Source organism: Micromonospora sp. NPDC047134 (genome assembly GCF_040643455.1).
In the GTDB taxonomy this organism is placed as follows: domain Bacteria; phylum Actinomycetota; class Actinomycetes; order Mycobacteriales; family Micromonosporaceae; genus Micromonospora.
The window spans coordinates 58,384-80,394 of the sequence record NZ_JBEYUI010000001.1; the positions used below are offsets into that span (position 1 = coordinate 58,384).

The following is a 22,011-nucleotide window of genomic DNA, read 5'->3' on the forward strand; positions in this document are numbered from 1 at the left end:
CGCCAGCGTCTCCGGTGGTGACTTGAATTGCCTGGTCGCCGATTCGTGCCCTGCGTTTTTCTGTCAGTTCGAGTTGAGCCTCAGAGGTGATGCCCGTGCCCCCGGCAATGGAAAGCAACCAGCGACGGACAATGGTGCTGGAGGCGTACGCCGACACGATTCTGCCGGGCCACAAACGGTGGCCGGGGGATCGGGCCGTGGCCGGTGTCTCGCCCGACGGCGGGGCGGTCGCCGCCGGCGCACTGCTGACCCTGCGCTCCGAGGAGGGCGGCATGGCTCCGGCGCTGGACACCCTGGCCGACAGACTCGACGAGCACGCCCAGGAGTACGCCGCCGAGACCGGCCTGGACCTGGACCCCACGGTCCCGGCGTTCGTCTCGCTCGACTACCCCGACCGGATCCGGTTGGTGCAGCGCCTGACCGACCCCACCCACCCGGAGCGGGAGGCCTGGACCGGTCTGGCCATGTTCAGCGTCATCGCCTTCGACGCCGCCGCGCACTCGCACACCGAGGAGGCGCTGGCCGCCGGCCATGTGGGACTGAACATCATCGGCTTCCGTCGGCCCGGCCCGGACGGGCTGTGGCGGTTCGACACCTACAGCTACGGCCGCCAACTGGCCCGGCCGCATCCTGACACCACCCCCTCCGGGAGCCCCGCATGACGAGTTCCGAGAGCACCGACGTCCTGGTGATCGGTAGCGGCTTCGGCGGTGCGATCACCGCGTACCACCTGGCCGCAGGCGGCGCACGGGTGGTCGTGCTGGAGCGCGGGCCGTGGCTGTCCGGGGAGGAGTTCGAACACGACTTCAAGTTCGGCTCCTCGTCGACCCGGGTCTTCGACTTCGTCATCGGCGACGGAATGAGCGTGCTCAGCGGCAACTGCGTGGGCGGCGGCAGTGTCGTCTACTTCGCCGCGATGCCCCGCGCCCCCCGGTTCGTCTTCGACCGGCAGGGCCGGTTCGGTCACCGGATGTGGCCGGGCACGATCTCCCGGGACACCCTGGAGCCCTGGTACGACCGGGTGGCCGAGGCCCTGCCGGTCACCCAGACCAGCTGGGACACCGTGCCGTTCTCCGGTGGCCTGTTCGGCGCGGCCTGTGACCACGCCGGACGGACCGCCAACCCGGTGCCGGTGGCGTTGGACCAGGCCAAGTGCACCAACTGCAACTGGATGATGGCCGGCTGCCGGTTCGACGCCAAACGCTCCCTGCTGCTCAACTATCTGCCGGCCGCCCTGGCCCACGGCGCCCAGATCCGTCCGCTGCACGAGGTGCAGCACCTCTCCCGTACCGACGACGGTGGCTACCGGGTGCACTACACCGTGCTGGACGAGGTCGACTATCGGGTCGAGGTGGACAGCGGCACCATCGACGCGAAGATCGTGGTGATCGCCGCCGGGGCCGGCGCCACCCCGGTGATCCTCAAGCGTTCCGAGCCGACCCTCGGCCCCATGCCGCACGCCGTCGGTCGGTACTTCTCCGGCAACGGCGAGCGACTCAACACCGCCATCTTCGACGAGGGCCGCATCCGCGAGGTGCTCGGCCTCAGCCGGCCCGACGGGGTGCCCTACGAGGCGTACCAGATCGGCAAGGGCCCCTGCGTGGCCAACTGGGACAAGCTGGACGGATCCCTGCCGGAGTACGAGCGGTACTCGCTGGAGCAGTTGTACTTCCCACCCGGCTTCGGCACCATCCTGGCCCAGGTGCCGGACGCGGTCGGCCCCACCTGGTTCGGGGCGGAGAAGAAGGAACTGTTGCGCACCTGGCAGTCCTGGCTGACGGTCTTCACCATGAGCGAGGACGACAACGAGGGTGAGTTCGGTGCCCTCCCGCCCAGCGGCAACGCCGTGCGGCTGTCCCAGCAGATGCTGGCCCGGGGATCGCTGCGCTACCAGCCCACCGAGAACACCCTGCGGGGCTGGGCGCTGTCCGACGCGGAGGTACGCGACATCCTGGAACGCGACGGGCTGTCCCGGGTGATGCCGTGGACCAACGACGTGGTGGGGGCGTACACGGTGCATCCGCTGGCCTCCTGCCGCATCGGTGACAACCCGGACACCTCCGCCCTGGACGACCGGCACGAGCTGCGCGACCATCCCGGCATCTTCGTCACCGACGGCTCCGCCGTACCGGCCGGTCTGACCGTGAACCCGGCGATGACCATCGCCGCGCTGGCCGAGCGGGCGGTGCCCGGCATCGTCGCGGCGGCGCGGGAACGCGGGGTCCCGGTCCGCTACGGGGCGCCCGCCCCGGACGGGGCCACCAGTGGCCGTGCCGCCGTGCTGCCGCTGGTACGCGGCACCGTGCAACGGTGAGTGGCCTGTACGCCAGGGTGGCCCGGCGTCCCTCCCGGGGACACGTACGCCGGGTCACCCCGGTGCCCATCGAACGCGCCGAGGGCCTCACCGCGGTGGTGTACGGGCAGGTGGAACGGGACTTCGGCATGCTCGCCCCGCCGGTGAGCCTGCACTCGCCCGCCCCGCAGGTGCTGGCCGCCTGCTGGGTCGTGCTGCGCGAGACCCTGGTCGCCTCCGGCCGGGTGGATCGGGCCACCCGGGAGGCCGTGGCCGTCGCCGTCTCGGCGGAGAACTCCTGCCCGTACTGCGTGGAGGTGCACGGGGCCACCATGGCCGGCCTGCTGCCCGCCGCCGCCGACCCGGCCGGTGCCGCCCTTCGGGACCGGGTGAGCCAGTGGGCCCGGGCGGGCACCGACCGGACCCAGGCCGGCCACACCCGGCCGCCGGTCGCCGCCGACCAGGCCGTGGAACTTCTCGGGGTGGCGCTGGTCTTCCACTACCTCAACCGGATGGTGAACGTCTTCCTGGAACCGTCGCCCCTGCCGCCCGGCCTGCCCTCGGTCATGCGCGGCGGAGTACGCCGGGTCTTCGGCAAGCTGATGGCCCGGGGTACCCGCGGCGACCGTCCGCCCGGTGCCACCCGGGACCTGCTGCCGGCCGCGGCACTGCCGGCGGACCTGGCCTGGAGCAGCGGCCACCCCGTGCTGGCCGACGCACTGGCCCGGAGCAGCGCGGCCATCGAGGCCGCCGGGCAGCGGTCGGTGCCCACCTCGGTGCGGGAACTGGTCACCGCCCGGCTGGCGGGCTGGGACGGCCGGCCGGCCGGGATCAGTCGCGCCTGGGTCGGTGAGGCCATGGGTGATCTGCCCGGCGGCGACCGGGCGGCGGGGCGGCTGGCGCTGCTCACCGCCTTCGCCTCCTACCAGGTCGACGACCAGGTGGTGGCCGAGGTACGGGCCACCGGAGCCGACGACCGGGCCCTGATCGAGTTGACCGCCTGGGCCAGCATGGCCGCGGCCCGGGTGGCGGCGGCCTGGGTCCCCCTGGACCCGAACGCACCGCCGAGCTGATCGGCACGACTCCCCGGCTTCGACGGACCGCCGCCGAGCCGGGGAGCCGCCGAGCCGGGAGGCAGCCGCCGGGGGAGTCAGCGCGGGTCGACGGCCAGCCCGGCCTGCCGGCGACTGATCAGACCGGCGCGGTGCAACCAGGCCACGGTGTCCCGGATGGTCTCCGTGATCGGGCGGGTGGGGGCGGGCACCTGCGGGCCGGTACGCAGATCGCAGTGGCAGGTGTAGACCGCGCCGTACTCCACCGGGACATGCCAGGGCGAGATCCGCTGCACCGCGGATGCGGCCGCCCCCACCGGCAGCACCGCCGCCGACGGCAGGTAGCCGACCGGCAGCCGACGCCCGGTGACCTCGCGTACCGCCGCGACGAACTCCCGGGTGGACAGCCGCTGCCCCGGCGCCAGCAGCCGCCGTGGCCCCGCCCCGGCTCGCAGCGCGGCGACATGCAGGTCGGCCACGTCCCGGACGTCACCGACCGGGAATCCGCCACCGGGCCAGATGGGCAGCCACCCGCGCAGCAGGGCCCGCAGCCGGGCGAGCTGATCCCCCAGGTGCGGGTCGTGGGGGCCCAGGGTGGCCATCGGGTAGGTGATGACCACCGGGGCCCCGGCGGCCTGGTGTCGGCGGGCGACCTCTTCGGCCGCCGCCTTGGTGGCCATGTACCGCTCCCGGGGGCGGCCCACCGGCAGCTCCGTGGCCAGCGGCGCACCCCCGGTGGGGGCCAGGGCCACCACGGAGGAGACGTGCACGATCGTCTCGGCCCCGGCCGCGCGGGCCGCCTCCAGCACGATCTCGGTGCCGCCGACGTTGACCTGCCGCATCTGCGCATGGCGGCGGGTGTCGAAGGAGTAGAGGCCGGCGGCGTGCAGGACCCCGGTGCAACCCGCCATCGCCCGGGTCACCGACTCCGGGTCGGTGACGTCGCCGCGCACGGTCGCCACATCCGCGGTGGACACCCCGAGGGGGCCGAGAGCCCGTCCGACCGTGTCCGGGTCCCGAACCAGCAGCCGCACCTCGTACCCGCCGCGCAGCAGCGCCGCGACCGTGTGCGAGCCGATGAAGCCGGTGCCGCCGGTGACCAGTACCCGCACGTCGTCACTGCCCTTCGATGGAGGATGGGACGGGTGGCCGGCGCCGGCCGGGGGGTCACCAGCCGGCACCGGAGCTGTGCCGAGGTCAGCGTGCGTCGCGCGGGCTGTTCTGGTAGGCGGCCAGTCGCCAACCCTCCGGAGTACGGACCAGGAGCCAGGAGGCGCGGATGGCCCGCTCGGCGGCCACCTCGGTCTCGCCGGGGGCAAGCACACCCCCGGCGGTCAGCAGCAGGGCCACGTCCGGGCCGAGGAAGCGGACGTCGAAGGGCTGCCCGGTGACCCGGGTGCCCTTGTAGGGGCCGGCGAAGCCCTGCGCCATGAAGGCCCGGATCTCGTCGCGGCCCTTGCGGAAGTGGCCGGGCAGGATCATGGTGCCGTCCTGGACGAACACCTCGGCGAAGGCGTCGGCGTCGTTCGCCGCCCAGGCCTGCACGACACGTCCGGGCACGGCCGCGACCGCGGCCTGATCCTCGCTGGACACCTGCGGGGTGAGGTGGTTGACAGTCACGGTGGTTCCTTCCGTCCTGGGCGGTCACGTCCTGGCTGAGGAGGGGTTCGGTCCTCGGCCCTTCGGTGGCGCTCATCGGCACGTACCGGTCGGGCGACGGGCCCGCCGGAAGCGGGCGCCCCGGCCGGGGCATAGCCGCTCACCTGTGAGAATCACAGTGGTCAGCGGGGTGCCGCATCTCTGCGAGTGCCTCGAAGTCAACACCGCAGCATGCAAGACGAAAGCCGCGCGCCTCCGCCTGAACGACCAGCAGGCGGAGGTGCGCGACGGGCAGGCGAGGAGTTTCCGGCCTCAGTGGTGGGCGGGCTCGTCGGGGGACCGGTCGGCCTGACCGGAGACGGTCGGCGGCCCTCGGTGCCGGGCGGGGCGCCGCACCAGCAGGGCCAGCACGACCAGCAGCACCAGACCGTCGAGGACCAGCAGAGTCGCGCCCACCGGGTCGATGCCGTGGGCGTGGTCGGCGTCGTCCAGGATCGGGTCGGGGACCTCCGTGAGGCCCTGCGGGGGTACGCCGGTGCCGACACTGAAACGCAGGATGCCGGTGGCGTCCCGCCCGTTGGTGAAGGTGATGTGGTACGCGATGCTGTAGTCGCCCGTCCCGATCGGCTGGATCGGCTGACGCAGCCCGGCCTCGCCGTCGGTGCGTACCCGGCCCTCGTTGACCGGATTGCCGGACCGGTCCCGCACGGTGACATGGGACAGCACCGCGTCGGCGCCGGTCGAGAGCTGTAGGGTGACCGCCTCCGGGGCGGTGCTCAACACGGCACCGTCGCCCGGGTCCACCGCTAGGACCCGGGCGGGGGTGCCGTCGGACTGCCGGGTGACCGCGGCGATGGTGAGGGCCACCCCCACAGAGGCGAGGGCGATGACGATGGCCAACGTTCGGCGCCCGGCAGACATGACGACGATCAGCTGCCGGAGGTGGCGGCGGCCAGCCGTTCGCGGCCTTCGATGGTGCAGTTGCACCGCTGCAACTGCACCTCCTGGGCGTTGGGGCGCAGGTGCAGGTACATCGCCACCAGCATCGGCAGGAAGACGACCGAGTTGTAGAACAGGTGCAGCTCGACCCGGGGGATCAGCAGCTGAGCGAAGCTGGTCGGCACGCTCGTGCCGGGCAGCAGGAAGCCGATCTGCACCTGCAACAGCAGGAACAGGTGCTCGATGTGGTGCCAGAACTGGAGCGCCAGGGCGATCGTCCACCAGGTGCGGGCCCGGCCGACGAAGCCGGGACGCAGGGCGAACAGGCCGATCAGCATGACGATCGCGTACGCGTAGTGCATCCACTCGGAGCTGACCAGCCACGGGAAGGGCATCCCCAGGACCCCGCGGGCCTGTGGCCGCGCCCAGCCCAACACCCAGATCTGGTACGCCTGAACCAGGTGCTCGGCCCAGTGGGCCAGCACGATCAGCATGTACAGACCCAGCACCGCACGGTGCTGGGCTTCGTTGATCGTACTGATCACCCCACGCTGGGCGGCATGCTCCTTGGCCACTGTCATGTGGACTCCATCCAGAGGGCTGGGTAATTTAGCGAACACGCTAGGTGATGGGAGTCCGGTGCGCTTATTCCGGATTGCGCACTTTTCGATCTTCGGGTTCGGTGGCCCCAGGTTGCCTGCTCAGGCGGTGAAGCCGCCGTCTGAGGTGATTACCGCACCGTTGACATTGACCGCCTCCGCGCTGCCCAGCCAGCAGACCAGGGTGGCGATCTCCTCCGGCTGGGCGGTGCGGGTGACCCGGTGGAAGGCCTTCGACAACCGCTCGTACGCCCAGGGCACCCTCGGGGCGGCCGTACGCCCGATGTTGGTCTCCACCCCGGCCGGGCAGATCACGTTGGCCCGGATCCCCTCCTCGGCGTAGAGGACGGCGATTGACCGGGTCATGCCGACCAGGGCGTGCTTGGAGGTGACGTACGCCGTGCCGGCCACCGCGCCGGTGAGCCCGCCGATGGAGCCGACATTGACGATCGCCCCGTCCCCGGCCGCGCGCATCAGCGGCAGCACCGCCCGGGTCAGCCGCATCGGGCCGGTGACATTGACCGCCATGACCCGTTCCCAGGTCCCATCGTCCACCTCGGACACCGGCAGGAAGTGATCCATGATGCCGGCGACGTTCGCCAGCAGGTCGATCCGGTCGCCGGGCAGGGCGGCCACGATGCGGTCCACGTCCGCCTGCACACTGACGTCACCGACGACGGTCAGCACGGTCTGCCCGGCGTCGGCGATCAGCTTCTCCGTGGCGGCCAACCCCTCGGGGTCTACGTCACAGCCGAGCACCCGGGCGCCCTCGGCCGCCAGCCGTACGGCGACCGCCTGACCGATGCCGGAGCCGGCTCCGGTCACCAACGCCACTCGTCCCGCGTACCGCTGCTCGTTCATCATCGACTCCTCTGCTCCGCGGCCGCAGACCCGGCCCGCTGCTCTCAGCCTCCGCCGGGCGGACCCGGCGGCGGCAGGGCCACAGGTCCCACCCGCAGGGGCCGACCGGAGTGGACGGTGACCTGCGTAGCGGACGGCGCCGGTCGAGCTTCGTCCATCGGGGACAGATGTGATTGAACCGAGGGGTGCCGCGCTCCGTCATGCGGGCGCACGCATTCGAAAGGACCTGGTGGGTCCGTCGGTTCAGCCAACGGAGGGCAGCATGACGGTGAGTACGGGTGTCTTCGCGGGCCGCAAGGCCCGGCTGGGTGGGAAGGTGGCCCTGCTGACCATCCTGGTGCTCGCCCTGGGCCTGGTCGTGGTCCTGTCCAGCAGGTCGGAGGCGGTCATCCGGGAGCGGGTGACCTTCGTCAACGCCACCGGCGAGACGTTGTGGATAGGTGCCGGTGAGAGCGGGGACGGTTCCCGACCCATCCCCGACCTGCCGGTCCTGCGGCCCGGGGAGTCCGGGACCATCGTCATTCCCGACGACGGCGCTCCCGGTCATTGGCGCGGCCGGTTCTTCGCCCGGCAGCGGTGCAGCGGAGAACCGGGTAGCACCTTCAGCTGTCTCGTCGGCGACTGCGGGGTCTATCCGGATCGCTGCGAGCGGGGTGCGCAACCGGTCAGCCTGGCCGAGTTCAACTTCGACCAGAACGACCCGGTAGCCCCCTGGTACAACGTCAGCTACGTCGACGCCCTCTCGTTGACGATCACCATCGAGGCGCCCGGCGGGCCGCCCGCCCCGGTGACCGGAACCTGCATCAGGTGGGACTGCTCCGGTGGGCAACTGCTCGCCGCCTGCCCGGAGGCGCATGCCGTGATCGATCCCCGCCGGGGAGACCGGATCAACTGCGTCAACCCCGAACGGGACGCGGAGAGCGCCTACACCGCAGCGCTGCGCCCCTTCGGCCCACGGGCCTACCTGTGGTCCACCCACGACCGGGTGCCCGGTAACGAGACCGTCCTCGGTTGCCCCGGATGCGCCGACTTCGTGGTCACCTTCCGCAACGGCGGAACCCCGGTACCGCAGCGGGTCGAGCAGCCCGCCGTCCCGGACGACGCCGGCTTCGCCCTGCGGGGGTACGAGGGCAAGTGCATCGACGTGCCCGCCGGTGTCTCCGCCGACGGGGTGGGGTTGCAGCTCTGGAGGTGCAACGGCACCCCGGCCCAGTCCTTCTCCAAGGGCCCCAACGGATCGCTGATGCTGCTCGACAAGTGCATGGATGTCGCCTGGGGGTCCCGGGACAACGGGGCCAAGGTGCAACTGGCGCACTGCAACGGCGGCCCGGCGCAGGTCTGGGTGGTCGAGGACGGCCAGGTGCGCAACCCCCACTCGGGCAGGTGCGTCGACGTCCGCGACCGGAACTCGGCCGACGGCGCCGCCCTGCAGATCTGGCGGTGCGCTCCCGGGCAGGCCAACCAGACCTGGCAGCCGGTGGGCCGCTGAACCGACCGGGTCCAAGGGGCGGCCGGCCCCCTGCGCGTTGCGCAGGACGATGCCGGTGACTGATAGGAAGTCACACGGTGCGGCGCCGTTGACATGACGGGCACCCACCCTCCGCCGCACCGGAACGGGTGCCGCACCGCGCGAGGAAGACGGAAGGACAGCAATGCAGTCAGCTGGTCGGGGCAGGGCGTCGAGGTCGGCCCCGCAGACATCGGCGGGGTCGCACCGGATGCGCCGCTGGCGAGCGAGCCACTGGTGGACCCTGTCGCTGCTGCTGACGGTCCTGCTCGTCCCACTGGCCGGGGGGACCCCGGTGACCGCCGCGCCTCCCGACGAGACCGGCAAGTACTACGTCGTGGGGCCGCCGGTCAACGGCCAGCGTGACTATCTGTACAGCATCGCGCTGCGTACCCTCGGCAACGGCAACCGGTTCCGGGAGATCATCGAACTGAACCGGGGTCGGGAGCAGCCCGACGGGGCCACCTTCACCGACGGGGTCGAACTCGCGCCCGGCTGGGTGCTCGTACTGCCGAAGGACGCGGACGGGCCGGGAGTGCGGACCGGCCGCCTGCCGGCGATCCGCCCCCCCACCCCCTCGACCCCGCCCAGCCCGGCGACCCCCTCGCCACTCTCACCCTCGCCGCCTGCACCGCCCTCACCGACCCCTGCACCGCCCTCGCCGAGCGGCTCCCCGTCGTCCCCCGCCCGGTCGGCTCCCGCCGAGGACCCACCGGCTCCGGCCGACACCGGGCCCCCGGCCCAGGCCGCGCCGTCCCGGCTGGCCGGGGTCACCCCCGACCTGGTGCGGGTCGGGGCGGGAGCCCTGGCCCTGGGACTGGCCGTCGTAGCACTCCTGGTGCTGCCCCGACGGGTGTACCGGATGCGTGGGGTGACCCTCGATGACGGCCCGTGGCCCCCGCAGCGGCACCACACCCCCACCCCAGCCGAACTCGCCGCCAGCGCCGCCCCACCCGACCTGACTGTCCCGCAGAAGCAGAACCCGGCAGCCTCCGCTGACCCGAAACCGCCCGGCGCTCGCACCACCGAAACCTCGCCAACCTCCACCCAGGACCCGGAGCCTCCGCCAGTGGTTCCTGCGGCCCCACCCGCAGCGGCGCCTGGGCCTCCATCCTGGCCGATGATGCCCGCGGCCCCATCCCGGCCGGCGGTGTCCGTGGCGGTGCCCGAGGGCCCTGCGGCGGCGGTGCCCGCCGCTGGGACCGGGCCCGGCGCGACGGCAGCGCGGTCGGGGAGTGGGCAGGAGGACGGTGGGCCACCCCGGCCGGAGTTGCCGGCCGACGGCGAGGTGCCGTACGTCCGGACCGAACTCAGCACCGACCACGGCCCGATCCTGGTGCGGCTGGTAGGTGTCACGACCGGCCCGGCAACTGCCGCCTACGCCTGGCTGGCCGAACACGAACCGGCACCGGCCGCCGCCGTACCCCTGGTGCTGGGACGGGCCGGGCCCTGGCGGCTACAGATCGACCTGGGCCGGGCCCCGGACGTGTTCACCCTGGTCGGGGCGGTGCAGGAGTGTCGCCGGTTGGCGGCGGCGTACGCCCTTCAGTTGCTGGCGGCGGGGGTGGTCGTGGCCGTCGTCGGTGACGCCCTCGACGCCGACCTGGTCGAGGGCTGCCGCCGCCTGGCCGCCTGGCCGCAGACCCCCGAGCTGGGACCCGGGCCGTACGTCGTCATCACCACGGACGCCGCCGCGGGGGTACGTGGCCTGTCCGCCGGGTCCGCCGGGCGCGGCATTCCGCTGGTGATCGGTCCGGTCCCGTACGGCCGGTGGTCGGCTCAGCTCGGCGGTGGGGACCCGAGCTGAGGCAGGATGGCCGGCAGCGGCCCCTGCTCCAGGCGGGGTACCCGCTGCCAGGCACCGGACTCGGCCCGGTACACCCGGCGTACCCGCACCCGTGAGTAGGAGCGGCTGGGCAGGATCAGCTCCACCTGGGCGGCGCGCAGGGCCTCGGCCCGACTGCGGACCCGGTCCAGCGGGGCCAGCAGGTCGGCCGTGGCCGTCACGTCGATCGCGCGATCTCTGGGCACCCGCAGCTCCACCAGCAGCCGTCCGTCCCGTACCGCCGGCTGGTCCCGGTACAGCCGCAACCAGTGACGTGGCAGGCGTACCCGCTCGGCGGGCAGCAGGGCGTACGCCCGACGGGTGCCGAAGGCCGGCCAGCGGCGCACCTCGTGGGGCAGACCGGCGATCAACCTGGCGGGCCAGCCGCAGCGGATGGACACGGTCTCACCGGCACACTCCCCGGCCGGGGTCAGTTCCCCGGTGTGCTCCACCGCGAAGGTGTCCACCGCGAAGACCCGGTCCAGCCGGGCCGCCGGCAGCAGGTACGCCTCACGTAGACCCCGCAGGTGTTGCAGCCGGGCGGGCAGCCGAGCGTGCAGGGCGGCCATCGGGATGGCCCCACCCGGATCCACCCGCACCCGCAGCAGGCGGCGACCCTCCGGCACCGACCGGGGATCGAGGAAGGCCAGCAGGAACAGTTCGGCACCGGGCAGGCCCTCGCCCACCGCCCGAGCCTGCACCAGCGAGGCCACGAACGCCTCGAACGGCTCGGCGTTGACCTGCTGCCCCGGGGACAGCCACCCCAGGCCGTACCCCGGCGCGCGACGGTCCTCGCCGGTCAGGGCGGGCCGGGGCAGCGGGGTGGTCGGAACGGCCTGCGTCCCCGGCGCCACCTCCCCGACCCGTACCGGCTCGGCCTGTTCCTCGGCCTGACCCGCAACCGGCTCGGCCAGCTCGTCGGTCTGGTCCGCAGCCCCGTCGACCTGGTCCGTGACCGACTCGGCCTGCTGCGCTGGCTGGTCGGCCGTGGGGGCGGGTGCCGGCTCGGCGGGGGGCGGTACATCGGCGTGGGGTGCCGGTGAGTGCGGGGTCTGCTCCGGCTCGGCCTCGGGCGGGGCCGCCGCAGGTGCGGTCAGGGTGAGGGAGGTCGACATCGGCACCAGCAGGCCGGTGGGGGTGGTCCGCAGCGCCGGTGGACCGGAGGCGAAGGGCGGCCGGTACGCGTACCACTCGGCCGGTCGGCCGGCGTGGTCGAGTGCGCGCAGGTCCTGCCGGTCGTCGACGAGCTCCGCGCTGCCACCCGGCGGCGGGGTCCAGACCGTGGCACCGGTGGTCTCGGCCAGTTCCCGGGCGTGGGTGCCGAGGCTGCGTTGCTCCTCCGGGTCGGAGGGCCAGGTCAGCCAGAGGCGCAGGTCGCTGCCGTAGAGCGGCAGGTCCCCGAGCAGGGCGGCGAGCTGGTCGCCACGGTAGACCCGCTGGGTGCCGCCGTAGTCGCCGATCAGGAAGCCACCGGGTCGGGCGGTGACCGCGACGGTCACCAGTCCCTTGGCGACCGTGCCCAGCCGGTGCGCGGTGGCCCGCCGGGTGACGAAATCGGCCCGGGTGGCGAGCACGAGACCCCCGCGCAGGGGCAGACTGACCACCCCCGTACGGGGACGGACCAGGCCCCGCTCGACGGTGAACCAACCCGGCAGGGGGGTGGCCAGATCGGGCGGCTGGATCACCAGCCAGTCCCGGGCTCGGCGGGCCTGGCGGTCGACCGGTACGGCGTGCAGCGGCCCGCCGGACCCCCCGTGCTGGCGGATCTCCGCGCCCTCGGGACTGACCAGCACGTCATGGGCGAGCAGCCCGGCCACCTCGCTGAACAGTTCGGCGTGCCGGGCGCCGTCGTCGGTCAGGATCCGTACGTCGTCGGCGGCCTCACCGGAGCGTCGCACCAGTTCGGTGATGGCCCGTGCGGTCAGGGGCCGCTCGGGTCTGGTCGGCAGCACCAGCCCACCGCGGGTGCCGGAGGTCAACCAGAGATCGAACAGTCCGGGGATCCGCCGGTGTCGACGGGGGTCGAAACGGTGGGCGGTCAGCGGCTGGTCGTCGTTCGCGTCGATCGTCATGGTCGTGGCGTACATCTGCTCTCACCAACGTCCGCAGGTTTGCGCGTGCAGGTGACGGCCGGCGAACCACCACATCATCTGGTCTCGTGGCCCTTGCGTCATCATGACGATGGTCACTGGTCGTAGGTTCAGCCGAGTTCGACGTTTTTCTCGATCCGATTGAACGGATACGGTCCAGATCCGCTGTAGAGGGTGTCGCCCGGGTTTTCGGCCGGGCTCCCGAAGGAGGAAGATCAGTGCTGGCGAAGCGCCTCAACGTAGGACGCCTGCTCGCGGGAGTGGTGGCTGTCTGCTGCATGGTCGTGGCGATGGCCGGTACGGCGACAGCCCGCAAAGCGCCCCTGGACCCGCAGGCGTACGTCAAGTACTACGTCGTCACGGCGGCGTACCAGGGACAACCGGAGAACCTCACCGCGATCGCCACCCGGTTTCTCGGCAGCGGTGAGCGGTCTGCGGAGATCTACAACCTCAACGCCGGTCGGGTGCAACCCGACGGGGCCAGCCTGACCGACCCGACCCGGCTCAACCGCGGCTGGTATCTGGTGTTGCCGTGGGACGCGGTCGGCGAAGGGGTGAAGTACGGGCAGATCCCCGCCGGCCCGGGGAAGCCCACGACCTCACCCGGGCCCTCCCGTACCCCCAGACCTGCCTCCAGCCCGACCTCCGGCACCAGTCCCAGTCCCAGCCCCTCGCGCAGCCCCAGCCAGAGCCCGTCGCCCAGCGGCACCTCCGACACCGCCGGCTGCACCCCGGTCGCCGGATCCAGCAGCCGTTCCGACTGGGCCCAGCTGCGGTTGGCCATCGACGGGGCCTGGGACCTCAGCCGAGGCAACGGGGTCATGGTGGCCGTCGTCGACTCGGGGGTGGACGGTCGTCTGGAAGAACTCAGCGGACGGGTGACGGTCGGGGCGGACGTCACCGTGGGCAACGGCCGCGGCGACACCGACTGCCTGGGCACCGGCACCGCGATGGCGAGCATCATCGCGGCGAACACCGCCGTTCAGCAGACCCCGGTCGGCCTGGCCCCGGACGCCACCGTCCTGCCGATCCGGATGATCGGCAAGTCGGGCACCGCCCGGCCCACGGACGCGGCGAACGCCATCGAGGTGGCGGTGAGCGCGGGCGCCTCCGTGGTCGCCCTGGGCTCGCATGTGGACCTGTCCGCCCCGGCGGTCATCGCCTCCCTGACCACCGCCCTGAACCACGACGTGGTCGTGGTGGCGGGTGCCCCGACCAAGCCGGTCACCCTGCCCTCGCCCGGCGAGCCCGAGGCCACCGGCGCCCTGCTGCTGGTCGGCGGGGTCGGGGCCGACAACAAGCTGGTCGAGGACTACCAGCCGGAGACGGTGGAGGTGGTGGCTCCCGGAGCGGACGTGACCGGAATCGGACCCGGAAAGACCGGCCCGTTGAGCTACAGCGGCACCCGCTTCGCGGTGGCCTTCGTGGCCGGGCAGGCGGCGCTGGTGCGGGCCGCCTATCCGGAGCTGAACGCCACCCAGGTCGAGCAGCGGATCCGGGACACCGCTGATGGGCTGGGGGAGCAGACCCCGGACAGCAGGTACGGCACCGGAATGATCAATCCGGGGGTGTCGCTGGCCCGGACCCTGGACGGTGAACAGCCGACCGGAGCCGCGAGCACCGGCGGCGGTGGCGGGGGAGGCATGGCCACCCTCGTCCTGATCGGGGTGGCGCTGCTCGGCGGTGGCGCCTTCCTGGCGCTGGGTCTGCACCGTCGGCGGGCCTACAGCTGAACCAGCTACGGAGAACGGGGGTACGGACCGCGCGGTCCGTACCCCCGTTTCTGGTCGACTCGGTGTGCTGATTACCGCAGCTTCCAGGTCTGCTCGGCGTTACCGACGTAGATCCAGAGTTCCAGCGGCTTGTTCTTGGCCCCCATCTCCACGTCGACGGCCTTGCCGTTGAGGGCGCTGATGATGCCGCCCTTGTCGTTGATCCGCCAGGACTGCGCCGGATTGCCGCTGCAGATGGCCACCTGGATGGCGGTGCCGTCCTCAGAGGCACCCCAGGCGATGTCCATGCACAGCCCTTGGGAGCGGATGGTGCCGTCGTTGCGGACCACCCACCACTGCGCCGGTTCCTCCTTGCAGGTGCGCAGTTCGAGTCGGGTGCCGTCGCCGTTGCTGCCGGAGCTGACACACAGCCCGGTACGCGGATGGAAGATCTGCTTGGCCCCGGAGGGACGCTGGGGCTTGGGTGCGGTCGTCTTCGGCGCGGCGGTCGTCGGCCTGGTCTGGACCGGGTCAGGTTCCGACGGTGCGGTGGTTCCCGACTTCGGGGACGCCGACGGCGAGGTGGCCGGCGGACTCTCCTGCGGATCCTCCTCTGCCGGCGGCTCGGGAGTCTCCTCCGCCGGGGGTGCCGTGGTCGGCCCGTCGGCCGGTGCGGACCGGGCCAGTCGGGTGTCCAGCACGTAGAGGTCCGTGAGCGCCTTCACCGCCCGCAGGAAGGTCTCCGTCGGCTGGTCGAAACTACCCCCGCTCTGCCGTACTGCGGTGGGACCGTTGCGGTACGCGGCCAGGGCCAGCAGGTAGGGATCGCCGTCCAGCTTGGACAACTCGTCGATCAGGGCACACATCGCCTCTCCCACGGCCGGGATCGCGGTCTGCGGATCCCAGGCGGATCCCCGACCGGGGCCGTGGCTGCGCCACACCTCGGGCAGGAACTGGGCGATGCCCCGCTGCCCGGCGGGACCGAGCCGGTGGGGGTCGAACTCGGACAGGGCCATCACCTGGGCGGCCACCATGGCCGGGGTGACCTGCTCGCAGACCGACCCGGCGGTGACCACCAGCGGGACGTACGGCGCGGGCACCCCCTTGGTGTTGCCCGCCGGTGGGGCGGCCGGGGCCGGCGCCCCGGGCCCACCGAACTGCTTGAGCTGGCCGTAGTACCCGGCGTAGCCGCTGGCCAGATCGACGTACTCGACGGCCTCGGCGGGGACCCCCTGGGCCTGGGTGACCGCGGGCAGCCCGGTGTGGAAGGCGGCGACCGCCGTACGCCACTGGTCACCGGTGATGCCGGCCAGCCGGAGCCGGCCACTGAAGTCACACATCTGATGGGCCAGGGCGAGCACGTTGGCGGCGATGTCGGACCGGCGGGCGTCCGGCCACGGCTTCCACGCCTTCCAGTCCTCGTCGTCGAGACCGGCGATGCCCCGACCGCCGGAGGCGGTCTTGCGGGCCCGGTTGTCCAGCCCCGACTCGGCCATCAACTGCCCGGCCAGCCGGGCCGGGGTGAGCATCGGGCACGAGCGGGCCGCGGCGACGATGGCGGTCAACTGCTTGTCGGTGACCTTCGCGCCGATCACTGTGTCGTCGCGGGCGGAGGCGACCCCCCAGTTGATGGTGGCGATGACGGCGGCGAGCACCGCCAGCGCGGCCAGCAGGGCCGCGAGCACCTTGCGGGGCGTGCGGCCGAAGCTGATCTTCTTGCGTACGAGGTCGGTAGTCACGGGCCATCCCTTTCGGCGTGGCGACACCTGTCGTGACGGATCGCCACCGTCTGGCGTTCAAAGCCGACCGGGATTCTTTCAACCGATGTCGGACGGATCTGAACCGGAGGCCACCCTCATCCGTCTATCGGACGGTGTCGCCTCCGTACCAAACCGTCTGAAGTGGAGCGAATAAGGGTGCTGACCAGGATCGATTCAACTCGTCCTACTCCGGTCGATGTCGTCGTCGGCCGCCGGGCGACCTCAGCGACGTCACCCCGCAGGCGTACGACTATGCTCGCTGCCAGGGCCGCGAGGGCGAGCAACGTCCATCCGGCCGGCAGGATGCCATCCGTCCGTCAGGGAGGCGGTCTGTGTCGGCGGTGCCCAACGAGTCGATCGCGCCATCCATCCCAGACGGTGCCGTCGGCGATTCGCCCGCCGCCGAGCCCCTGCTCCGGCAGATCGTCGAGGAGTACCGTCGACCCCTGCACCGCTTCCTCACCCGCCTGCTGCTCGGTCAGCAGGAACTCGCCGAGGATCTGGTCCAGGAGACCTTCCTGCGGGCCTGGCGCAACGCCGACCGGCTCGCCGCCGACCCTTCGAAGATCGCCCCCTGGTTGTACACGGTGGCCCGGCATGTCGCGATCGACGCCATGCGGGCGCGGCAGGCCCGACCCCCCGAGGTCAGCCTGCCGGACCTGAACCGGGTCCCCACCACGGACGACGAGATGGAACGGGTGGTGAGCGTGCACGCGGTGCGGCTCGCCCTAGGAAAGATCAGCCCGGAGCATCGGGCGGTGCTGATCGAGATGTACTACCGGGGCGCCTCGGTGGCCGAGGCGGCGGTGCGGCTGGGGATACCCGAGGGTACGGTAAAATCCAGAGCCTATTACGCGGTACGCGCACTGCACGCCGCGATCGGCTCGACCGAGTCGTCCTGATCCCGAGGTCGCCCGGGCCCAGACAGACACACCGCGTGGTGCCGACCCGTTGAGGAGAGGGCTGGATGCGCGTAGGCGGGGATCACTCCGTGGCCGATCAGGAGAGGCTTGCCCTCTACCTGATGGGCGCCTTGGACGACGCCGAGCGGGAGTCGTTCGAGGCCCACCTCGCCGACTGCTGGCACTGCCTGGACGAGGCGGCCCAGGTCGGTCCCTCGATCAGCGGCCTGGCCGGCCTGGACGATGTGGACTGGTCCCTGCCCACGGACGAGTTCCCACCTCCCGTGGCCGCCACCGACGCCGCCTCCCCGTCCGCCGACTCCTCGTCCGGGTCGCCACCCGCCAGCTCGTCGCCTGTTGTGGCCGACGAATCGGTGGTTACCCGGTCGCACGGCAGCCCTTCGGGCGCCCGACCGGCCGACAATCGACCGGCTGGTAGGCGTACCTCGGGGGCGCGTCCGGCGACGACCGGCGGCTCCTGGCGGCGGCGTCGGGCCCTCTGGGCCGGGGCGGCGGCCGTGATTCTGGTGCTGGCCGGTGGCGTGGTGGTGGTCAACGAGTGGACGGCCCGTACCGATCCGGTGCTGACCGCCACCGGGGATGCCCCCGGTCATGGGGCCAGCCTCTCCGTCGTGATCACCCCCGGGGGCCAGGGCAGTGCCACGATCCGGATCACCGCCACCGGCCTGCGGCAGGGCACCCGCTATCGGCTGTTCGCGGTGACCCGCGACGGTGCCACCCATGTCGTACGGGACTGGACGGCCACCTCCGGGCCGCAGGAGGTGGCCGGTGAGACCTCCCTGCCGGTCGACGAACTCTCCTTCATCACCGTCGGGCTGACCGACGGCTCCGCGATCGTGACCGCCCCGATCGCCCGCACCCCCGCCTCGCCTCGCTGACGGTCGACCTCCGTCTCCCGGGCTCGGCTCCGCCACCCCGGCGCACCCTCCTCCGGCCGTCCGTGACCGGGCGGTGGGCCGACCAGTCGGATGCCCGTACCGCCGGGCTCGGTGGCCCGGTCCGACGCCCGGCGGAGCCGGGGCAAAAAAATCCCTGACTCGTCCTGAACCGACCGACCGCGCGCGCCGTTAAGCGGCCGTCCCCGGTGGCTGGACTGCCATCCGGTGACCGAGAAGGCGAGCAGGGAAGGGAGGCAGGGCAGATGGGCAACGGGTCCGTGGCGCTACGGCGGCCGGAGGCTTCGACCGGTCGGCCGGGCCACGTCGATCCACTGGCCGGCCCGGCCTACGGCGATGGTCCGGCCTACGACGACGGCACGGCCTGGCCGCACGACGGCCTCTCCGAGAAGGGCATCGGGTGGATCGGCGCGCACGGAGGTGCGGGCACGACCACCCTGGCCGAGCTGTTGGGCGGTACCGACATCGGCTGCCGCTGGCCGGATCCGGCCCTGGCCGAACCCGCCCGGGTGATGGTGGTCGGGCGCACCAACCTGACCGGACTGCGGGCGGTCTCCCGGGCCCTGCACGCCCTGCGGGAGGGCCGGCATCCGGCCGGAATGCGGCTGGTCGGGGTGGTGCTGATCGCCGATGCCCCCGGTCGGCTGCCGGCGCCGCTGCTCGGCCGGATCCGCCTGCTGCGGTCGATCGCCCCGGTGCACCGGGTGCCCTGGATTCCCTGCCTTCGGGTGGGGGAGGAGCCGAAACGGCTGGGCCGGCAACTCGACCGGATCGCCGCCCTGGTGGCCACCGAGGCGCGGAGGCGGTCGTGAGCAGGATCCTGCGCCTCCTCCTCGTCGCGGTCGTCGGCCTGGGGTGGGGTCTGCTGGCCCCCTCGGGCGCTGCTGCTGCGGCGGAGGACACCTACACCCTGAAGATCCACGGGGGTAAGGCCGCCTTCCTCTACACCCTCTGCCTGAAGACCGACACCACCATGAAGAACCCGCGCGGCAGTGACCGGGTCTGCTCCGGCAAGAAGGGCTCGACCCACGGGTCCTTCGACATGAGCGCCCCGTACGTGTCGGGCGACAGCGTGAAGATGGACATCGAGATGCACACCGGTCTCGCCGGTGAGTCGGTGACCAAGGACAACGTCGACATCACCGGAGCGCGCAGCTGCACCCTGTCGGGGGCGGTGCACGCCGGGAAGTTCCAGTGCGACAGCCCGATCAACTCGGTCAACTTCGAGCCGCCGGTGGTCGAGGCGTACACCGTGAACACGAATCCGAAGAAGTCGGTCTCGCAACTGCTCAATCTGATGGCGTGGCTGGTGAGCGCCGCCGCGGTGGCCGGTCTGCTGATCACCGGCGCGACCCTGGCCGCGCAGCTGCGTCGGGGCGCCATGGAAGAGCGAACCGAGTACACGAAGAGCATCGCCTTCGTCTTCACCGCCTGCCTGATCGCCACCACCGCCGGTCCGTTCGTCAGATGGCTGGCCCTCACCGACTGATCATCCGGCCGGCCCACCGCCTGAACCACCCACATCCGATTCCAAGGAGCCGCAATGTCCCTCTCCGACCTCTACTACGGCAGCCTGGCGCAGGCCACGACCCTGCTGGCGGCCCCCGGCCCGGCCCCCGACCCGACCGGCGGTGGCGGCACGGTGCCACAGCCCTCGATCAACGGAACCCTGCCGCTCGGTCTGTCCGACAAGGTCCAGCAGGTACTCGGCCTGCTCGCCTGGGCGGGTACGGCGGCCGGTGTGGTCGGTGTCCTGGTAACCGGCGCGGTGATGGCCATCTCCCACAAGCGCGGCGAGAGTTCGGAACACATGAGCCGCCTCGGCATGGTGCTGGGCGGCTGCATCCTGGTCGCCACCGCGGGGCCCATCGTCACCTGGGTGTTCGGTACGGGAACCTCCGGCACCTAGCCCTACTGGCAGGAGCAGACGGTCACCGCGATCCGGGAAGGCACCATGAGACTGAGATACACATCCGACGACGACGCGGATCAGGACAAGCCCTTCTGGCAGCACCGCCGCTGGCAGATGTCGGCCGGTTTCCTCGCCCTGGCCCTGTTCACCGGCACGGTCGCCGCGATCAACGGCGACCCGGGGGCCGGGCCCAGCGTCGCGGCCACCCCGGGTCCGGTGATCGGCACCCTGGGCCCGGACGGCAGCCGCCCGCAGGGCTGCCGCACGGACGACTCCGCGCAGCGCATCCCGACCAAGGTGCCCACCGACATCTCGTGGCGTCCGCTGAACGGGGCCAAGGTGCCGCGCTCCGCCTCGGCGGGACCCCGCAAGAGCACCGGAGCGCTGCTGTGGTGCTTCGCGCACACCCCGATGGGGGCGGTGATGGCGGCACACACCATCTCCCGGCAGATGAGCGGCCCCGACTGGCGTACGGTCAGCCGCCAGCAGCTCGTGCCCGGCCTGGGGCGGGACTACTTCGACGCGATGCGGGCCTCGATGGGCGAGACCGGGCCGGTGCAGACCGTCAACACCCTGGCCGGGTTCCTGGTGCTGCGGTACTCGCCGAGCACGGCCAGCATCCGGGTGCTGATCCGGCAGGCGAATCTGGTGTACGCCTCGGTCGACTACACCGTGGACTGGAACGGCGTCGACTGGCAGCTGCGGCCACTGAACTCCGGTGGCCTGCACACCCGGGCCGCCCCGGTCATCTCCCTCGTCGGCTTCGTGCTGTGGAACGAGGTGTGACATGGAGTGCGCCACCGGTGACGCCGTCTACATCGGCACGATCGGCCAGGTCGTCGGCTTCTTCGAACGCGGCATCGACGGCATCCTCAGCGACATCGCCGCCGCCATCATGGGCGCCGCGGTCGAACTCTTCGCCAATCTGGGGGACATTCCGACCCTGGGTGACCAGCAGCTCAACGAGAGCATTCACATGCAGACCGACTGGCTGGTCGTCACCATCGCGGTGGCCTCCCTGCTGGCGGCGGCCTTCCGGGTGGCGCTGGAACGCAAGGGCCAGCCGCTGACCGTGGCCCTGATGGGCCTGGTCCGGATGGTCCTCACGGTGGGCGCGGCGTGGACCGTGATCAACTGGCTGGCCAGCGAGGCGGACGTCTACTCCCACCATCTCTACGAAGAGGGCATCAAGGCGCAGCTCAAGCTGATCGCCAACTGCGGCACGGACGGGCTCACCGCCTTCCTGCTGATCATCGTCGGCTTGTTGCTGCTGATCGCCGGCTGCGTCCACATCATCCTGATGTACATCCGGCTGGGGGTGATGGTGCTGCTCACCGGCACCCTCCCGATGGCCGCGGCCGCCTCCATGTCCGAGTGGGGCGGGGGCTGGTGGCGCAAGCACATCGCCTGGATGGTGGCCTGGCTGGCCTTCAAACCCGTCGTCGGGCTGATCATGTATTCGGGGGCGGCGATGATCGGTGCCACCGGTGACAACGCCAAACATTACAAACTCGCCGGTGCCGCCGTGCTGCTGATGGCCGCGGTCGCCCTGCCCGCGCTGATGCGGCTGGTCGTACCGGCGATGGCTACCCTCGGCTCGCGGGACAGCAGCGGTACCGGCGTGGCCGTCGGCGGCGCCGCGGCCGGTGTGGTCGCCAGCGGCGCCAGGAAGATCGCCGGTGCTGGCGGCCGGGCCGGCTCCGCCATCTCCGGCCGGCCGAAGCCGCCGAGTGGCAACAGCACCCCCACCGGCGGCGGCTCGGCCGCCTCCTCCTCCGGCGGCTCGTCGGGCGGCTCGTCCAGCGGCGGAGCGTCCGGTGGCTCCGGCGGTGGCTCCGGTTCCGGGAGCCGGTTGGCGGCAGCCGGTACGGCGGCGCGGCGGGTCGCCGGAGGTGCCGTCGGCGCCGCCGCCTGGACGGTGGGCCAGAGCGCCACCGTCGTGCAGAAGACCGCCAGCGCGGTCAGCACCACCCACAAACACGCCAGCGATATCGCCAGCGGGGCCCTCGGGGACCGGGACTGACCGATGCCGCGACGAGGAGA

General features: G+C 72.2%; 20 protein-coding genes. 13 read left to right on the forward strand and 7 right to left on the reverse strand.

Features of this window, described 5'->3' with window-relative positions; all coding sequences use genetic code 11:
- The first annotated feature begins 131 nt into the window (after positions 1-131).
- Genes ABZ795_RS00180 through ABZ795_RS00190 form a run of 3 tightly spaced genes read left to right on the forward strand, consistent with a single transcriptional unit; the run spans position 132 to position 3,366 of the window.
- A complete protein-coding gene (locus ABZ795_RS00180; RefSeq protein WP_357528289.1) occupies positions 132-662 on the forward strand; it encodes a DUF5987 family protein in 531 nt (176 codons plus the stop codon).
- On the forward strand, positions 659-2,314 hold the full coding sequence (locus ABZ795_RS00185; RefSeq protein WP_357527538.1) for a GMC family oxidoreductase: 1,656 nt from the start codon (positions 659-661) through the stop codon (positions 2,312-2,314). Before ABZ795_RS00180 ends, ABZ795_RS00185 begins: the two co-directional genes overlap by 4 nt.
- Positions 2,311-3,366, forward strand: coding sequence for a carboxymuconolactone decarboxylase family protein (locus ABZ795_RS00190; RefSeq protein ID WP_327026328.1), 1,056 nt, complete (start codon positions 2,311-2,313; stop codon positions 3,364-3,366). The genes ABZ795_RS00185 and ABZ795_RS00190 overlap by 4 nt, the downstream gene beginning before the upstream one ends.
- Positions 3,367-3,443: 77 nt before the next feature.
- On the opposite strand, the gene ABZ795_RS00195 is transcribed toward ABZ795_RS00190, so the two are convergent.
- The 5 genes from ABZ795_RS00195 to ABZ795_RS00215 all read right to left on the reverse strand — a co-directional run bounded on the left by ABZ795_RS00195 (position 3,444) and on the right by ABZ795_RS00215 (position 7,343).
- On the reverse strand, positions 3,444-4,457 hold the full coding sequence (locus tag ABZ795_RS00195; protein ID WP_327026327.1) for an SDR family NAD(P)-dependent oxidoreductase: 1,014 nt from the start codon (positions 4,455-4,457) through the stop codon (positions 3,444-3,446).
- A gap of 85 nt (positions 4,458-4,542) precedes the next feature.
- Entirely contained in the window at positions 4,543-4,965 is a 423-nt protein-coding gene (locus ABZ795_RS00200) for an SgcJ/EcaC family oxidoreductase (protein WP_327026326.1), read from the reverse strand.
- A 291-nt stretch (positions 4,966-5,256) separates the two neighbouring features.
- Complete coding sequence (locus ABZ795_RS00205; protein WP_327026325.1) at positions 5,257-5,865, reverse strand: copper resistance CopC family protein; 609 nt, start codon at positions 5,863-5,865, stop codon at positions 5,257-5,259.
- Between the two features lie 8 nt (positions 5,866-5,873).
- Complete coding sequence (locus tag ABZ795_RS00210; protein ID WP_357527542.1) at positions 5,874-6,464, reverse strand: hypothetical protein; 591 nt, start codon at positions 6,462-6,464, stop codon at positions 5,874-5,876.
- A 120-nt stretch (positions 6,465-6,584) separates the two neighbouring features.
- Entirely contained in the window at positions 6,585-7,343 is a 759-nt protein-coding gene (locus tag ABZ795_RS00215; RefSeq protein WP_327026323.1) for an SDR family NAD(P)-dependent oxidoreductase, read from the reverse strand.
- Between the two features lie 262 nt (positions 7,344-7,605).
- Here ABZ795_RS00215 and ABZ795_RS00220 point away from each other — a divergent pair, with 262 nt between their 5' ends.
- Together ABZ795_RS00220 and ABZ795_RS00225 are read left to right on the forward strand one after the other, a co-directional pair.
- On the forward strand, positions 7,606-8,832 hold the full coding sequence (locus ABZ795_RS00220; RefSeq protein WP_357527544.1) for a ricin-type beta-trefoil lectin domain protein: 1,227 nt from the start codon (positions 7,606-7,608) through the stop codon (positions 8,830-8,832).
- A 229-nt stretch (positions 8,833-9,061) separates the two neighbouring features.
- Positions 9,062-10,657 carry a hypothetical protein gene (locus ABZ795_RS00225; protein WP_357527545.1) on the forward strand — a complete coding sequence of 532 codons (1,596 nt, stop codon included), beginning with the start codon at positions 9,062-9,064 and terminating at the stop codon, positions 10,655-10,657.
- On the opposite strand, the gene ABZ795_RS00230 is transcribed toward ABZ795_RS00225, so the two are convergent.
- Positions 10,630-12,747: a hypothetical protein gene (locus ABZ795_RS00230; RefSeq protein ID WP_357527547.1), complete on the reverse strand. Its 2,118-nt coding sequence runs from the start codon at positions 12,745-12,747 to the stop codon at positions 10,630-10,632. The two genes, ABZ795_RS00225 and ABZ795_RS00230, sit on opposite strands and share 28 nt — an antisense overlap.
- Positions 12,748-12,983: 236 nt before the next feature.
- Here ABZ795_RS00230 and ABZ795_RS00235 point away from each other — a divergent pair, with 236 nt between their 5' ends.
- Positions 12,984-14,498, forward strand: coding sequence for a S8 family serine peptidase (locus ABZ795_RS00235; RefSeq protein ID WP_357527549.1), 1,515 nt, complete (start codon positions 12,984-12,986; stop codon positions 14,496-14,498).
- Between the two features lie 71 nt (positions 14,499-14,569).
- Here ABZ795_RS00235 and ABZ795_RS00240 read toward each other — a convergent pair whose 3' ends face one another.
- Positions 14,570-16,216 carry a ricin-type beta-trefoil lectin domain protein gene (locus tag ABZ795_RS00240; RefSeq protein ID WP_357527551.1) on the reverse strand — a complete coding sequence of 549 codons (1,647 nt, stop codon included), beginning with the start codon at positions 16,214-16,216 and terminating at the stop codon, positions 14,570-14,572.
- A gap of 353 nt (positions 16,217-16,569) precedes the next feature.
- Between ABZ795_RS00240 and ABZ795_RS00245 the strand changes: the two genes are divergently transcribed.
- From ABZ795_RS00245 to ABZ795_RS00275, 7 genes are all read left to right on the forward strand, one after another.
- Positions 16,570-17,139 carry a sigma-70 family RNA polymerase sigma factor gene (locus ABZ795_RS00245; RefSeq protein WP_357527553.1) on the forward strand — a complete coding sequence of 190 codons (570 nt, stop codon included), beginning with the start codon at positions 16,570-16,572 and terminating at the stop codon, positions 17,137-17,139.
- A gap of 89 nt (positions 17,140-17,228) precedes the next feature.
- On the forward strand, positions 17,229-18,038 hold the full coding sequence (locus ABZ795_RS00250) for a zf-HC2 domain-containing protein (RefSeq protein ID WP_357527555.1): 810 nt from the start codon (positions 17,229-17,231) through the stop codon (positions 18,036-18,038).
- Positions 18,039-18,301: 263 nt separating this feature from the next.
- Entirely contained in the window at positions 18,302-18,868 is a 567-nt protein-coding gene (locus tag ABZ795_RS00255) for a hypothetical protein (protein ID WP_327026314.1), read from the forward strand.
- Positions 18,865-19,545, forward strand: coding sequence for a hypothetical protein (locus ABZ795_RS00260; protein WP_357527558.1), 681 nt, complete (start codon positions 18,865-18,867; stop codon positions 19,543-19,545). Before ABZ795_RS00255 ends, ABZ795_RS00260 begins: the two co-directional genes overlap by 4 nt.
- Positions 19,546-19,599: 54 nt before the next feature.
- The gene (locus ABZ795_RS00265; protein WP_327026311.1) at positions 19,600-19,965 is read left to right on the forward strand and encodes a hypothetical protein; all 366 of its coding nucleotides are present in this window, start codon (positions 19,600-19,602) and stop codon (positions 19,963-19,965) included.
- A 45-nt stretch (positions 19,966-20,010) separates the two neighbouring features.
- A complete protein-coding gene (locus ABZ795_RS00270) occupies positions 20,011-20,754 on the forward strand; it encodes a hypothetical protein (protein WP_327026310.1) in 744 nt (247 codons plus the stop codon).
- Between the two features lies 1 nt (position 20,755).
- The gene (locus tag ABZ795_RS00275; RefSeq protein ID WP_327026309.1) at positions 20,756-21,991 is read left to right on the forward strand and encodes a hypothetical protein; all 1,236 of its coding nucleotides are present in this window, start codon (positions 20,756-20,758) and stop codon (positions 21,989-21,991) included.
- The last annotated feature ends 20 nt before the right edge of the window (positions 21,992-22,011 follow it).